The organism is Bradyrhizobium sp. HKCCYLRH3073, from assembly GCF_051167995.1.
Classification (GTDB): Bacteria; Pseudomonadota; Alphaproteobacteria; order Rhizobiales; family Xanthobacteraceae; genus Bradyrhizobium.
In genome coordinates this window covers 116,115-129,801 of record NZ_JBNPUD010000007.1, presented here as the reverse complement: position 1 = coordinate 129,801, position 13,687 = coordinate 116,115, and the positions used below count along the sequence as shown (strand labels likewise).

Sequence of the window (13,687 nt, the reverse complement as noted above, 5' to 3'; positions counted from 1 at the left end):
TTCGCCGTCTCGCCTACGTTCGGTTCACGCACCGAAATTCGGTCATCAGCCACGAAAAGGCTGTTCAATAGGCTTTGGCGCGCTGGAGTGCGGCGACTTGGTCACACCATGTCATGCTTAGTTCCAATGATTGTTTCTGAATGTTGAGTTTCGTTTCCATGCGTGTCACCGGTAGCCCGGTAGGCCAAGTTGGCCTCGCCGATGCGGGTTGTCAGTGTGAGCGTTTCGGGGCGTTTGGAGTATCGCGCGGACATCGATTGTCTGCGCGCGTTCGCCGTCATTTCGGTGATCGGATTTCACTATGAGCTGCCGGGATTCGGCGGCGGCTTCGTCGGCGTCGACGTCTTCTTCGTCATCTCTGGCTACGTGATCTCCCGGTTGATCTGGGCGGGACTTGCCTCCGACTCGTTCTCGTTCCTGGCGTTCTACGAGCGCAGGGCAAGGCGCCTGCTGCCGGCGCTTTACCTGATGATCGGCGTGACGGGGATCGTCGGCTATTTCCTGGTGCCGCCGGGCGACTACCGAACCTTCTTCGGAAGCGCGATATCGACGCTGCTGTTTTCGTCGAACGTGTTCTTCTGGATGGAGACCGGTTACTTCGATCTCCCGACGATGGGCAAGGTTCTGATTCATACCTGGTCACTGTCCGTCGAAGAGCAATTCTACTTCTTGTTTCCGGTCATCACGTGGGTCTGGAGCAAGCTCTTTCGCGATCCGGCGTCGAAGTCCTCGCTCTCTCTCGTCATATCCGGCACGCTGGCGCTGTGTATTCTCGACGAGCTCCTGATCAAGAATTCGGCCTCCGCCGCGTTCTACCTTGCTCCTCTGCGCGCCTGGGAATTCCTGATCGGAAGCGTCGCCTTTTTTCTCCATCGCTGGTCGCCGGTCAGGTTCGTGGCGCGCTGCGTCTTTGGGGTGGTCGGCCTGGCGCTCGTCGTGATTCCGGTGGTCATGTTCCGGTCCGAGACCCGCTTTCCGGGGCTGCATGCCCTCATCCCTTGTCTCGGCGCGGCTCTCTCCATCATCGCCTTCAATCGGGAGGAGGGCCGGCCCCGGCTTCCGTTCGAGGATGCGGGGGCGCTTGTGGGGCGGCTGTCGTACTCGCTCTATCTCTGGCATTGGCCGGTGTTTGTTCTCGGGAGGGCGGCACTCCCGCTCGACGTCGCAAGTTCGAATGTCGGGACGGTGGCGTTGCTGGCGTCGGTCGTGCTGCTTGCGTACGTGTCCCATGTTGCGGTGGAGCGGCCCATCCGGGCGCGCATGACCTGGAACGGCCTGCGGGTCTCAGGATTGACTGCCGCCACGGCCGTCGTCCTGCTTGCGGTCGGGGTGCACGGCGTCATGCACGAGGGCTATGCAGGACGTTTCCCGCCGTCGCAGGAGCGGATGCTGCGCTACAATGCCCAGACTGTGACCCCGTTCTACCGGACGCACAGCTGCTTTCTGGGGCCCGAAGAACCGTTGTCGAGCTACGATTTCGGCGCGTGTCTCACGCCCGTGGCAGACAAGCGCAACATTCTGCTCGCCGGAGACAGCATCGCTGCCCATTATTCCTGGGGGCTGCGTGACTACCTTCCAGCGGACAACTATCAACTGATGCAGCTCACCACGGCTGCGTGCGCTCCCTTTGTCGAGTTGCAGCAGGGGTTTTCGCGAAACTGCAATGACGCCAATCGTCTGCTGCGCGAGCAGATCAAGGCGCGGACTCCCGCGGCGGTGATCATTTCGGGCAATTGGCGCTGGTACGTGGAAGCCTATGGCCGATCGGGCGCGCCGCGCTTCGACACCTATCTTGGTGCGTTGCTGAAGGAGGCGGAAGACGCGGGCGTTCCGGTTCTGTTGCTCGGGCCGTCGCTGGAATTCCCGGCGCCGCTGGCTGAGACCCTGTTCAAATACGAACGGACGCATCTGCCGGTGGGCAACGCGCTCACGCCCGTGGAGGCATCGTTCAAGGCCGACGACGTTCTCCGGGACATCGCGCGCGCTCATCCTGGCGTTCAGTACGTTTCGGTGCTCGATGCCATCTGCAGCGTGAGGAATTGTCCAACGAAGATTGATCCGGAAACGCCGATCATCTGGGACATCATTCACCTCACGCCGGAAGGCTCCAAGTTCGTGGTGTCGAAATTGAAGCCGCAACTGGATGCCTTCCTGGGCAGGCTGGGTCGCCCGTCGGAAGCCAGGCTTAAGGAGTTCGTAGCGGGCGACTCGACGGGTCATCAGGACGCTCCGTCTCGCATGCGATAGCGGAGCAGGGGCCGTATGACCGATCGCTCCCGGCCGACGTCTCAGATCGCGGCGGCGGCGTCCTCGGTGCGGTGGTCGCTCTTGAAGTAGTCGATCATGACCTTGGCGATCGCCATCAGCGGCAGCGCCAGGGTCAGGCCCCAGACGCCGAACACGATGCCGAGCAGGATCTGGAACGCGAACAGCGTGGCCGGCGGGATGTCCAGCGCCTGGCGCTGGATCAGCGGCGTCAGCACATAGCTCTCCATCGCGTGCACGCCGAGGAACAGCACGAAGGCGCTGACCGCAGCGACCCAGCCGGAGGCAAGGCTCGCCAGCACCACGATGACGCCGGCGATGATCGCGCCGACGGTTGGAATGAACGCCAGCAGGCCGGCCTGGATGCCCAGGATGAACGAGCTCTGCACGCCGATGATGGCAAGGCCGATCCAGGTGACCAGGAAGACCGCGAACATCGTCGTGATCTGGGCGATCAGCCAGCGCTCCAGCGTGTAGCTGATGCGGTCGACGATCACGGTGGCCTGGTCGCGGTACTTCGCCGGCGCCAGGAACAGCAATCCGCTGCGGTAGACCGCCGGCTGGGCCGCGAAGGCCAATCCTAAGAACAGCACGATGAAGAAGTTGCCGACGGCGCTGACGGTGCCGAGCAGCAGCTTGAAGGTCTGGCTGACGATGGCGCCGCCGGAGGAGGCCAGCGCGCTCGGCGAGGGCAGGCCGCCCGGCAGGCCATGGGACGGCGTCTGGGTCGGTGTGGTCGAGCCGCCATCAGGTGCGGCAGTGGCCGTGTTCGCAGCGTTGAAGTCGAAGAAGCTGGTGTCGATGCCGTTGCGGTCGAGGAAGCCCTTGATGTTGCCGAGCTGCGACTTGATCGTATCGCTCAGCACCTTGGCCTGCTCCGCGATGGTGGTGCCGCCCAGGAAGACGATGCCGACGAGCACGGCCGCGAGCGCCACGCAGACGATGACGAGCCGCGCCGGGTGCGGCCAGGGCAGCACGCGGCCGAGCAGGCTGGTCATCGCATTGAGCGCGACACCGAGCAGCATGCCGGAGAACAGCAGGAACAGCGCCGCAGCGTAATACCAGCTGAAGGCGAGCGCGGCCATGAACAGGATCACCCCGATGCCGCCCACGGCGATGGCCCAGGCCAGGTCGCTGCGGGCCTGGAGGCGCGGGTCGGCGGGGGCGGTCATGGGGCGTCCTCTGTGCTGATCGGCCCCACACATTGGCGAAAACGGCTGGCGGATCAAGCGCAGGCTTGGGATCGGGGTGCGGCGGGGCGCTTGCGGGGTTGTCCGGAATTGGCATTGGCGACCCGCGCCGCCATATGTTGATCCGGCTTTGCGACACAGGCATGATTTGTCGAGGCATGATCTGTGCCTCCGGGCTCATTGGAGATCGAGCCTGGGCTCCCAGGGAGAGAAACGAGGGCCATGAAGCGTCCGGTCGTCGGCGTGATCGGCAACAGCCATCGCGTCGAGAACAGGTTCACCGTACAGATGGTGGGCGAACGCAACCTGAGCGCCGTGGCCGAGGTCGCAGGCGCGCTGCCGCTGATGTTTGCCGGCGTTCCCGAGATCACCGACATCGCCGCGCTGCTCGATGTCGTCGATGGCGTGGTCCTGACCGGCGCCCGTGCCAACGTGCACCCGACCCGCTTCAACACCGAGCCCAGTCTCAAGCACGAGCCCTACGACATCCATCGCGACGAGGTCGCGCTGCAATTGACCGAGGCGTGCGTCGCCCGGGGCATTCCGCTGTTCGGCATCTGCCGCGGCCTGCAGGAGATGAACGTTGCCTTCGGCGGCTCGCTGCATCCGGAGATCCGCGAGATCCCCGGCCGCATGAACCACCGTATGCCCCGGCTCGAGAATGGTGAGATCCATCCCGATCCGACCGTCATCTTCGCCGACCGCCACGAGGTGCGGCTGACGCCCGGCGGCGCCTTCGCCGGCATTCTCGGCTGCGACAGCATCAAGGTGAACTCGCTGCACGGCCAGGGCATCCTCGAGCCCGGCGACCGCGTCGTCATCGAAGGTATCGCCGAGGACGGCACCATCGAGGCCATCCGTATCGCCGACGCGCCGAGCTTCGCATTGGGCGTGCAATGGCACGCCGAATACGATCCGCAGAAGAACCCGATCAACCGCAAGCTGTTCGAGGCGTTCGGGGATGCCGTGAGGAAGCGGCGGCAGTCGTCGTGACGTCGGCCTGAACCCGAGATGCGGCGAAACAGACCTAACGATGCTGGCCGCGTTGTTTCGCAGTCTCACAAGGGTTCATTGATGCGCCATGTCTTGACCACCGTCCTTGCGCTGGCTGTGGCCAGTCCTGCTTCTGCTCAGACCGCGCCGCCGACCGAAGGGCCGATCACCTGCGCGCTGCCCGTGGCCGCGACCGACACGGCGAAGAGTCTGAAGCAGCGCTATGGCAGTGAAGCCGTGATCGAGGATCTGCCGGGGGCGGAGGGGGAGACCTACAAGGGCCTCGTGCTGTTTCCCCGCGCGATGGACCGCCGCATCGAAGTCGCCTTCATCGAAGACAAGACGGCCACGGTGTCCGGGCTGACCCTTCGCGACACCGCCAAGACCAGCCGCTGGACCGTGGCCGGCATTTCGATCGGCGCGAGCCTCGCTGCGGTCCAGAAGGCCAACGGCAAGCCGTTCGTCGTCGCGGGCTTCGGCTGGGACTATGGCGGCTATGTCACCGACTTCAAGAACGGCGCCCTCGGGCGCATGCTGCCGGGCGGCTGCTCGGTGACCGTGCGGTTCGGCACCGAGAAGGATACGCCGCGGGCGCTCTCCGGCGATGGCGTGAAGGTGTCGTCCGACAATCCGGCGCTGCTGAAGCTCGCGCCCGTGGTGACCGAGATCGGAGTCAATTTCGCTGCGAAGTAATCGGAGTCATCCCTCGGCGCCGGCTGAGACCGGTGATCGTCACCACCATTGATCGATCACGATGAGTGTCTGCCTCCGCTCGGCGGAAACCCGTACAGCCGCTGGGCGTTATCGGCGAGGACGCGGTTGCGGGCGGCGGCATCGGGCACCCAGTCGGCCAAGAGGTCGAGCAGCTCGCCGACGTTCATCATGTGGCCGCGGTGCGCGACGTGCGGCCAGTCGGAGCCCCAGACGCAGCGGTCGGGGGCGGCCGCGTGGAGGCGGCGGACGAAGGGGACCGTGTCGGCATAGGGCGGTCCGGCGACCGTGTTGCGGTAGGCGCCGGACAGCTTGACCCAGGCGCCGTCGCGCACCAGCGAGACCAGCGTCTGGAAGCCGGGATCGGCTGTCCCGCGCGACACCGGGAAGTGGCCCCAGTGATCGATCACGATCGGCACCGCGAGCCCTTCCAGTCGCGGCGCCAGGGCCGGCAGGTCGGCGGCGTCGATCAGGAACTGCAGGTGCCAGCCGAGCTCGCGGGCGAGCGCGGCGTAGTCGTGCAGCTGATCGAAGCCGATGCCGCCGCCATAGAGAACATTGAGGCGCAAACCGACCACGCCGGCCTGCTGCAACGCCGCCAGCTCGCGGTCCGGCAGGCCGAGCGGGATCACCGCGATGCCGCGCAGCCGCTCGCGGTTGGCGCCCAGCGTCTCGACCATCAGGCTGTTGTCGGTGCCGTGGACGCTGACCTGGACCAGCACGCCATAGGTCATGCCGGTGGCATCGAGCATCGCCAGATAGGAGGCCGCGGTGGCCTCCGGCGGCGTGTAGCTGCGCTCGGCCACGAAGGGATGGCGCGGCGGCAGCCCGATGACATGGGCGTGGGTGTCGACCGCGCCTGGCGGCACGATGAAGCGGGAGGCCCTGCGCGGATGCGGATCGGGCCCCGCGCAGGCGGGAGCCCGATCGGCGTCGGGTGCGATCTCACGCATCGGCGTGCAGCACCTTGCCGCGCGTCTCCGGCAGCGCATAGGCGGCGACGAAGAACAGCGCATAGGCGAACAGAGCGAACAGGCAGATCGCGGTGGCGAGCGAGGTCATCTGCGACAGATAGCCGACCAGGAACGGAAACAGCGCGCCGATGCCGCGGCCGAAATTGTAGCAGAAGCCCTGGCCGGAGCCGCGCAAGCGCGTCGGATAGAGCTCGGTGAGGAACGCGCCCATGCCGGAGAAATAGCCCGAGGCGAAGAAGCCGAGCGGAAAGCCGAGCAGCCACAGCAGCTCGTTCGACAGCGGCAGCTGGGTGTAGGCGGCGACCACGACCATGGCGCCGAGCGAGAACACCAGGAACAGGTTGCGCCGGCCGAAACGATCCGCATACCAGGCGCCGACGAGATAGCCGATGAACGAGCCGATGATGAGAGCGGCGAGATAGCCGGTCGAGCTGACGATCGAGAGCTTGCGCTCGGTGGTGAGGAAGCGCGGCACCCAGAAGGTGATCGCGTAGTAGCCGCCCTGGCAGCCGGTCGCCACCAGCGAGGCGAGAATGGTGGTCTTCAGGATCGGTCCCTGGAAGATCTCCAGGATCGAGGGGCGGTCGCCGGCGGCGGCGACCTTCGCGCGGGCGGCGGCGGCGACCTCCGGCTCCTTCACGAAGGCGCGCAGATACAGCACCAGCAGCGCCGGCAAGGCCCCGATCGCGAACATCCACCGCCACGCCTGATCGGCCGGCAGCAGCGAGAACAAGGCGGCTTGCGCCAGCACCGCGAGGCCCCAGCCGACGGCCCAGCCGGACTGCACGCTGCCGACGGCGCGGCCGCGATACTGGGCGCGAATGGTCTCGCCCATCAGCACCGCGCCGGCCGCCCATTCACCGCCGAAGCCGAGTCCGAGCAGGGCTCGCAGCACCAGCAATTGCTCGAAGTTCTGCGCGAACGCGCACAGCAGCGAGAACAGCGAGAACCAGATGATGGTGAACTGCAGCGTCCGGACGCGGCCGATGCGGTCGGCGAGATAGCCCGCCGCCCAGCCGCCGAAGGCCGAGGCGAGCAGCGTCACCGTGCCGGCGAGGCCCGCGGTGCCGGCGTCAACCTTCCACAGCGCGATGATCGTGCCGATCACCAGCGGGTAGATCATGAAGTCCATGCCGTCGAGCGCCCAGCCCGTGGCGCAGGCCCAGAAGGTGCGCCGTTCGGCCGTGGTCATGCCATTGTAGAAGCCGGTGAGGCTCGTATCCTCGATCGGCACCACCGTGTCTGCAGCTGTCGACATCCTCGCCTCCCATGCGCCGCTCTTGTTGAACGGTCGATCCGCGGCAGAGTTCGCTGAAAGATCCGGCGGTGTCTGTCAGAAAATCGTCAGGATCGGCGCTGCTGCGTGCAGCCTTGTCAGGAAATCACCGGCCGCCGCGCTGCATGCGGCGATAGCGCGCCGGACTCTCGCCGGTCACCGCCCGGAACGCGGCGCCGAAATGCGATTGCGAGGAGAAGCCGAGCGACAATGCGATCTCGACGATCGGCAGATCGGAGGTCGAAAGCAGCCGGCGCGCGGCCAGCACGCGCTGCTCGACGACGAACCGATGCGGCGTCGTTCCGGTCGCCTGCTTGAAGCTGCGGAGGAAGGAGGACGGGCTCATCCCCGCCACCTCCGCCATCGCGGCCAGCGTGACCGGCGCACCGGGATCGGCGCGAACGAACTCGGTGACGCGCGCCCGCATCCGGTCGTCCAAGGGCCGCGTCTGCTCCAGTCCGGGTGGGCGCTGCACTGCGTAGCGGTCCGAGACGTGCAGCGCGAGCGTGTAGGCGAACTGTTCGGCGAGCAGTCGGCTTGGCCTTTCGCCGCCACCGCAGCTCTCGACCAGCCGCGTCGCCGCAGCTTCGAGCATCGGATCTTCGGTGTCCCAGGCCTGGTTCGTCAGGGTGACCGGCGCCGCAGAGCCGCGGGCGGCCGCGACCTCCTTCAGCAGGGCATCGCCGAGATACAGAATGAGCAGCGGGCCCGAGCGGACCTCCGGCACGGCATCGACCACCACGCTGCAGCCGGGCTGGCCGATCCGGAAACGCCCGGCGCTGACCGGCGCATCGCGCCGCACCTTGCCATCCTCGATCAGGACGTGACGCCGGACGTCATATAGCGTGATCGCCACCGTCGGGACCGGCAGCTCGCCATACTCGTAAAGATGCGGCCCGGTGACCTCGCTGACAGCCGCGGCAAACCCGGCCGTCGACCACAGGTCGATCAGCGCCGACTGCCGGCGTCCGGTGACGCGCTCGGCATGACGAAGGGGATTGAGCTGCATGGGGAGGGACGTCTGGCTGAATGGCTGCCATAAATTTTAGCATTGTCTTGCCGGGCTGGCGACTTCCGGCAGGCAGGGCGCGGCGTTCTCCAACCTCGTGGGTCGATGTCGCCTCAAGGCCGCCTGATTATCGGCAAATATTATCCGGGTGATATTTGCTGTGCAGCGGTAGTAGCGTCGCACAGGAGTGAGGAGACGCCGTGCGCAATTCCATCGTTCTCTTGATGCTGCTTGCCGCGCCGGTATCGGCGCAGACGGCGCCTCCGGCCGACGGGCCGATCACCTGCACCTCCCCGGTGTCGGTCGGCGATTCCGCCAAGAGTCTGATGCAGCGCTATGGCGGGGAGGCGGTGGTCGCGGAGGATCTCTACACTGGCGTGGAGGACATCACGTATCGAGGCGTGGCCCTGCTGCCGCAATCTCCGGACTGGCGCATCGACGTGTTCTTCGCGGATGATGCGATGACCCGCGTTGCACGATTGACGGTGCGAGATGCCAAGACCAGTCACTGGAACGTGGCTGGGGTGACGATCGGTTCGACATTGGCACAGGTTCAGAAGATCAACGGCAAGCCCTTTCTCGTCACCGGGATCGACTCGGATTTCAGCGGTTTCGTCATCAACTGGAAGGGCGGCGTGCTAGGTCGTCCGTTGGCGGGCGGATGCGAAATCGTGGTGCGCTTCGGGCAGGGCAAGGACGTCAGAGGCGCGCCCGATGGCGATCCGGTTGCATCCGACAACGCCACGATGCGTAAATGGGGACCGGTGGTCGAGCAGATCGAGGTTCGCTTCCCCGAGAAATAGCAGCTGCTGCGTTAACGAGCGGGCCTCATGGTTCGAGACGGCGCGCATCTGCCAACAGCGCTTTCACCGGATGACCTGCGCGCGTCTCCTCACCATGAGGAGATGCATCTGACACCACGCGAGATCTCCCACCTTGCGTCTTCTGCGCGAGCTCCATCTCCTCATCCTGAGGAGCTTGGCGAAGCCAAGCGTCTCGAAGGACGAGGCCCGTGATCTTTTTTCAACAAACAACGCGCCATTTAACAAAAAGGCGCCCCGCGAGGGGGCGCCTTCGTGATCCGCCGATCGTGTCGGGCGATCAGCCCGAGTAGTACATGTCGAACTCGACCGGGTGCGGGGTCATTTCGAAGCGCTCGACCTCGGTCATCTTCAGCGCGATGTAGCTGTCGATGAAGTCGTCGTCGAACACGCCGCCGGCCTTCAGGAAGGCGCGGTCCTTGTCGAGGTTCTCGAGCGCCTCGCGGAGCGAGCCGCAGACGGTCGGGATCTGCTTCAGCTCTTCCTTCGGCAGGTCGTAGAGATCCTTGTCCATCGCCGGGCCCGGATCGAGCTTGTTCTTCACGCCGTCGAGGCCGGCCATCAGCATCGCGGCGAAGCCGAGATAGGGGTTGGCCATCGGATCGGGGAAGCGGACCTCGACGCGCTTGGCCTTCGGCGAGGAAGTGTAGGGGATGCGGCACGAGGCCGAGCGGTTGCGCGCGGAGTAGGCGAGCAGCACCGGCGCCTCATAGCCCGGGACCAGACGCTTGTAGGAGTTGGTCGACGGGTTGGTGAAGGCGTTGATCGCCTTGGCGTGCTTGATGATGCCGGCGATGTAGGACAGGCAGGTCTCCGACAGGTCGGAATACTTGTTGCCTGCGAACACCGGCTTGCCGTCCTTCCAGATCGACTGGTGGACGTGCATGCCCGAGCCGTTGTCACCATAGACCGGCTTCGGCATGAAGGTGGCGGTCTTGCCGTAGATGTGCGCGACCTGGTGGATGCAGTATTTGTAGATCTGCATCTGGTCGGCCATCAGGGTCAGCGTGTCGAACTTCATGCCGAGCTCGTGCTGGGCGGAAGCGACCTCGTGATGGTGCTTCTCGACCTTGACGCCCATGCGCGCCATCGCGCCGAGCATCTCCGAGCGCATGTCCTGCACCGAGTCCTGCGGCGGCACCGGGAAGTAGCCGGCCTTGGTGCGGATGCGGTGGCCGAGATTACCGCCCTCATACTCGGTGTCCGAGTTGATCGGCAGCTCGGAGGAGTCGAGGCGGAAGCCGGTGTTGTAGGGCGAGGAGCTGTAGCGGACGTCGTCGAACACGAAGAACTCGGCCTCCGGGCCGACGAACACGGTGTCGCCCACGCCCATCGACTTCACCATCGCCTCGGCCTTCTTGGCGATGCCGCGCGGGTCGCGATTGTACGGCTCGCCGGTGGTCGGCTCGAGCACGTCGCAGGTGATGATCATGGTGGTTTCGGCGAAGAACGGATCGATCGTCGCGGTCACCGGGTCGGGCATCAGGCACATGTCGGATTCATTGATCGCCTTCCAGCCGGCGATCGAGGAGCCGTCGAACATGGTGCCTTCGGCAAAAATGTCTTCGTCGATCATGCTGACGTCGAAGGTGACGTGCTGCCACTTGCCCCGCGGGTCGGTGAAGCGGAGGTCGACATATTTGACGTCGTTGTCCTTGATTGCTTTCAAGACGTCCTTGGCGGTCTTCATGAATACCCCTCTTGGCTTATAACGTCACGGCCCGGCGCGGGACGGCGTCCGCGGGTCATGCTCCATTAGCCTCGCGCGGGGACCAAGACAATATCGGAAACGCCAAAACGGCCGCGTGCAAGCGCCTCGCAGAGGACGCCTGAGCTGCCGTGAGGGCTGCTGGCGCAGCAAACGTTCTGTGCAGGGCCCGGAGCGGACGGTCCGTTCCAGGCCCCGGGTCAGGCTAGATCGCGTCCAGACCGGATTCGCCGGTTCGGATGCGGATCGCTTCCTCGATATTGGACACGAAGATCTTGCCGTCGCCGATGCGGCCGGTCTGGGCGGCGCGGCGGATCGCCTCGATCGCACGCTCGACCAGGTCGTCGCCGATCACGATCTCGATCTTCACCTTGGGCAGGAAATCGACGATGTATTCGGCGCCCCGGTACAGCTCGGCATGACCCTTCTGCCGGCCAAAACCCTTGGCTTCGGTGACGGTGATGCCCTGAAGTCCCACTTCCTGAAGCGCCTCCTTCACCTCGTCGAGCTTGAACGGCTTGATGATGGCTTCGATCTTCTTCACTGAGCGCCTCCCGGGCATTCCGCTATAAACAACAGGTGGGTCATCGTCAGGCTGCGCCCACGCGCAGGTCGTTCGATCATTTCGCTACCGGGCCCGACACTCTCCGGCGGAGGCCCGGTGATTGACTGCCCGACTTGCCCCGTGCCGAAGTGGCTCCACAAAAGCAGGGTCTATGCCAAGTCGTTAACGGGCCCAAATAGGGCCGATAATCAGGCATTTCACGAGCGCCCTGACGATTCCCTCAAGGAACGTCTAGAATACCGGAGCCTTGAGATTAGGCAAATAGACCAAACGTTGTGCAGACATCGACGATCCAGACGCGCGCTGTCCGAAATGCCCAGGGAAAAGGCGACATGCCGGGTTTCGTCGCGTCTTGCCAGACGCGCAGCGCCCTTGGAAGTTGCGGGCCGGCGCGGCAATAGGAAGCGCGGGATTCGCGCGCGCCGGCTCCTCGGGACGGGGCGCCGACGCCCGCTGAGACGCGATGGGGACGATATCACGCAGCCGGCGCTAGACGGCGGCTGGGGACGAGAGCGGCGATGGAAATCTTGACCACGAGCGAAATGGAGCGCGCCGACCGGCTGACGATCGCAGCCGGCACGCCGGGCTTTTCGCTGATGCTGAGCGCCGGCCAGGCAGTGGCCGAGGCGGCCATGGACCTGGTCGAGACCGGGCCGATCGTGGTGGTCTGCGGGCCGGGCAACAATGGCGGCGACGGCTTCGTTGCCGCGGCCGAACTCGCCGCGCAGGGCAGGGACGTCTCGGTCATCCTGATGTGCGAGCGCGACGCGTTGCACGGCGACGCGGCCTCCGCCGCCAAGGGGTGGAAGTTTCCGGTGCTGCCGTTCACGCCGCAGGCGATCGGCAGGCCGGCGCTGATCATCGACGCGCTGTTCGGCGCCGGCCTCAGCCGGCCCGTCACCGGCGAGCCTCATGACGTCATCGCAGCGATCAACGGCAATGGCGCGCCGGTGCTCGCGGTCGACCTGCCGAGCGGCATCAACGGCACCACGGGCGCGGTGATGGGCATCGCAGTCCGCGCCACCGAGACGGTGACCTTCTTCCGCAAGAAGCCGGCGCATCTGCTGCTGCCGGGCCGCCAGCATTGCGGGCGCGTCCGGCTCGCCGACATCGGCATCGCTCCCCAGGTGCTCGCGGAGATCAGGCCGCAGGCCTTCGAGAACGATCCCGAGCTGTGGCAGGGCCATTTTCCGGTGCCACGCATCGACGGCCACAAATACGCCCGCGGGCACGTGCTGGCGATGTCCGGCGACGTCACCGCCACGGGCGCGGCGCGGATGGCCGCGCGGGCCGCGTTGCGGGCCGGCGCCGGCCTCGTCACGCTGGCCTCGCCGCGCGATGCGCTGGCGGTCAATGCCGCGGCGCTGACGGCGGTGATGGTGCGCGCCGCCGACACCGCGATCGCGTTCGGCGAATTGCTCGGCGACAAGCGCTACAACACCTGCATCATCGGGCCCGGCACCGGCGTCAGCGAGCGCACGCGCGACCTCGTCTACACCGCGCTCACGGCGCAGCGTCACCTCGTGCTCGATGCCGACGCGTTGACGAGCTTCGCCGACGCGCCGGAGCGGCTGTTCGAGCAGCTCAGGGCGATGGCCGAGGCGCAGATCGTGCTGACACCGCACGAGGGCGAATTCCCCCGGCTGTTCTCCGATCTCAGCAACAAGCATCCCGGCCGCTCCAAGCTGGAGCGCGTCCGCGCGGCAGCGGTGCGCTGCGGCGCCGTGGTGCTGTTGAAGGGCGCCGACACGACGGTGGCCGCGCCCGACGGCCGCGCCGCAATCGCCGCCAACGCGCCGCCCTGGCTCGCCACCGCCGGCGCCGGCGACGTGCTCGCCGGCATCATCGCCGGCCTGCTGGCCCAGGGCGTGCCGGCGTTCGAGGCCGCCTGCATCGGCGTGTGGATGCATGGCGAGGCGGGATCGGAGGCAGGGCCGGGGCTGATCGCGGAGGACCTGACGGAGACGCTGCCGGCGGTGTTTCGAAGGCTCTATGACAGGTTCGGGATTGAATACTGAGGGCGTGCTGTGACCCAGCAACCGCTGTCATGCCCGCGAAGGCGGGCATCCAGTACGCCGCGGCCCCTCGATTCAATCACAGCCGTCTCGGCGTACTGGATCGCCCGGTCAAGGGCCGGGCGATGACAGCGGAGTTTGTGGTGGCGTCCGCGCGTCT

General features: G+C 66.0%; 11 protein-coding genes. 5 read left to right on the top strand and 6 right to left on the bottom strand.

Annotated features, from left to right (window positions below):
• The first annotated feature begins 189 nt into the window (after positions 1-189).
• A complete protein-coding gene (locus ACQR1X_RS18090; RefSeq protein WP_316181455.1) occupies positions 190-2,247 on the top strand; it encodes an acyltransferase family protein in 2,058 nt (685 codons plus the stop codon).
• A gap of 41 nt (positions 2,248-2,288) precedes the next feature.
• Here the strand turns inward: ACQR1X_RS18090 and ACQR1X_RS18085 are convergent, their stop codons facing one another.
• A complete protein-coding gene (locus ACQR1X_RS18085) occupies positions 2,289-3,437 on the bottom strand; it encodes an AI-2E family transporter (RefSeq protein WP_315799679.1) in 1,149 nt (382 codons plus the stop codon).
• Between the two features lie 240 nt (positions 3,438-3,677).
• Here ACQR1X_RS18085 and ACQR1X_RS18080 point away from each other — a divergent pair, with 240 nt between their 5' ends.
• Both ACQR1X_RS18080 and ACQR1X_RS18075 read left to right on the top strand, forming a co-directional pair.
• A complete protein-coding gene (locus tag ACQR1X_RS18080; protein ID WP_434899309.1) occupies positions 3,678-4,448 on the top strand; it encodes a gamma-glutamyl-gamma-aminobutyrate hydrolase family protein in 771 nt (256 codons plus the stop codon).
• An 81-nt stretch (positions 4,449-4,529) separates the two neighbouring features.
• A complete protein-coding gene (locus ACQR1X_RS18075; protein ID WP_434840136.1) occupies positions 4,530-5,141 on the top strand; it encodes a hypothetical protein in 612 nt (203 codons plus the stop codon).
• A 56-nt stretch (positions 5,142-5,197) separates the two neighbouring features.
• Here the strand turns inward: ACQR1X_RS18075 and ACQR1X_RS18070 are convergent, their stop codons facing one another.
• From ACQR1X_RS18070 to ACQR1X_RS18060, 3 genes are all read right to left on the bottom strand, one after another.
• Positions 5,198-6,112 (bottom strand): amidohydrolase family protein, encoded by a 915-nt coding sequence (locus ACQR1X_RS18070; protein ID WP_316217848.1) that lies wholly within the window; start codon positions 6,110-6,112, stop codon positions 5,198-5,200.
• Positions 6,105-7,391: an MFS transporter gene (locus ACQR1X_RS18065; RefSeq protein WP_315799683.1), complete on the bottom strand. Its 1,287-nt coding sequence runs from the start codon at positions 7,389-7,391 to the stop codon at positions 6,105-6,107. Before ACQR1X_RS18065 ends, ACQR1X_RS18070 begins: the two co-directional genes overlap by 8 nt.
• A gap of 124 nt (positions 7,392-7,515) precedes the next feature.
• Entirely contained in the window at positions 7,516-8,418 is a 903-nt protein-coding gene (locus tag ACQR1X_RS18060) for a helix-turn-helix domain-containing protein (protein WP_434899308.1), read from the bottom strand.
• A gap of 200 nt (positions 8,419-8,618) precedes the next feature.
• Between ACQR1X_RS18060 and ACQR1X_RS18055 the strand changes: the two genes are divergently transcribed.
• Positions 8,619-9,221: a hypothetical protein gene (locus tag ACQR1X_RS18055; RefSeq protein ID WP_315779418.1), complete on the top strand. Its 603-nt coding sequence runs from the start codon at positions 8,619-8,621 to the stop codon at positions 9,219-9,221.
• A gap of 298 nt (positions 9,222-9,519) precedes the next feature.
• Here the strand turns inward: ACQR1X_RS18055 and glnA are convergent, their stop codons facing one another.
• Positions 9,520-10,929, bottom strand: a complete 1,410-nt coding sequence (gene glnA, locus ACQR1X_RS18050) for a type I glutamate--ammonia ligase (protein WP_316181446.1) — start codon at positions 10,927-10,929, stop codon at positions 9,520-9,522.
• Positions 10,930-11,152: 223 nt separating this feature from the next.
• Positions 11,153-11,491: a P-II family nitrogen regulator gene (locus tag ACQR1X_RS18045; RefSeq protein ID WP_009027873.1), complete on the bottom strand. Its 339-nt coding sequence runs from the start codon at positions 11,489-11,491 to the stop codon at positions 11,153-11,155.
• Positions 11,492-12,030: 539 nt separating this feature from the next.
• Here ACQR1X_RS18045 and ACQR1X_RS18040 point away from each other — a divergent pair.
• Positions 12,031-13,530: an NAD(P)H-hydrate dehydratase gene (locus ACQR1X_RS18040; protein WP_434899307.1), complete on the top strand. Its 1,500-nt coding sequence runs from the start codon at positions 12,031-12,033 to the stop codon at positions 13,528-13,530.
• The last annotated feature ends 157 nt before the right edge of the window (positions 13,531-13,687 follow it).

Excerpts from the sequence above, each read along its gene's own strand:
- ACQR1X_RS18060 (WP_434899308.1), bottom strand. The coding sequence starts at position 8,418 with ATGCAGCTCAATCCCCTTCGTCATGCCGAGCGCGTCACCGGACGCCGG.
- ACQR1X_RS18080 (WP_434899309.1), top strand. The coding sequence starts at position 3,678 with ATGAAGCGTCCGGTCGTCGGCGTGATCGGCAACAGCCATCGCGTCGAG.
- ACQR1X_RS18075 (WP_434840136.1), top strand. The coding sequence starts at position 4,530 with ATGCGCCATGTCTTGACCACCGTCCTTGCGCTGGCTGTGGCCAGTCCT.
- ACQR1X_RS18065 (WP_315799683.1), bottom strand. The coding sequence starts at position 7,391 with ATGTCGACAGCTGCAGACACGGTGGTGCCGATCGAGGATACGAGCCTC.
- ACQR1X_RS18040 (WP_434899307.1), top strand. The coding sequence starts at position 12,031 with ATGGAAATCTTGACCACGAGCGAAATGGAGCGCGCCGACCGGCTGACG.
- ACQR1X_RS18070 (WP_316217848.1), bottom strand. The coding sequence starts at position 6,112 with ATGCGTGAGATCGCACCCGACGCCGATCGGGCTCCCGCCTGCGCGGGG.
- glnA (WP_316181446.1), bottom strand. The coding sequence starts at position 10,929 with ATGAAGACCGCCAAGGACGTCTTGAAAGCAATCAAGGACAACGACGTC.
- ACQR1X_RS18085 (WP_315799679.1), bottom strand. The coding sequence starts at position 3,437 with ATGACCGCCCCCGCCGACCCGCGCCTCCAGGCCCGCAGCGACCTGGCC.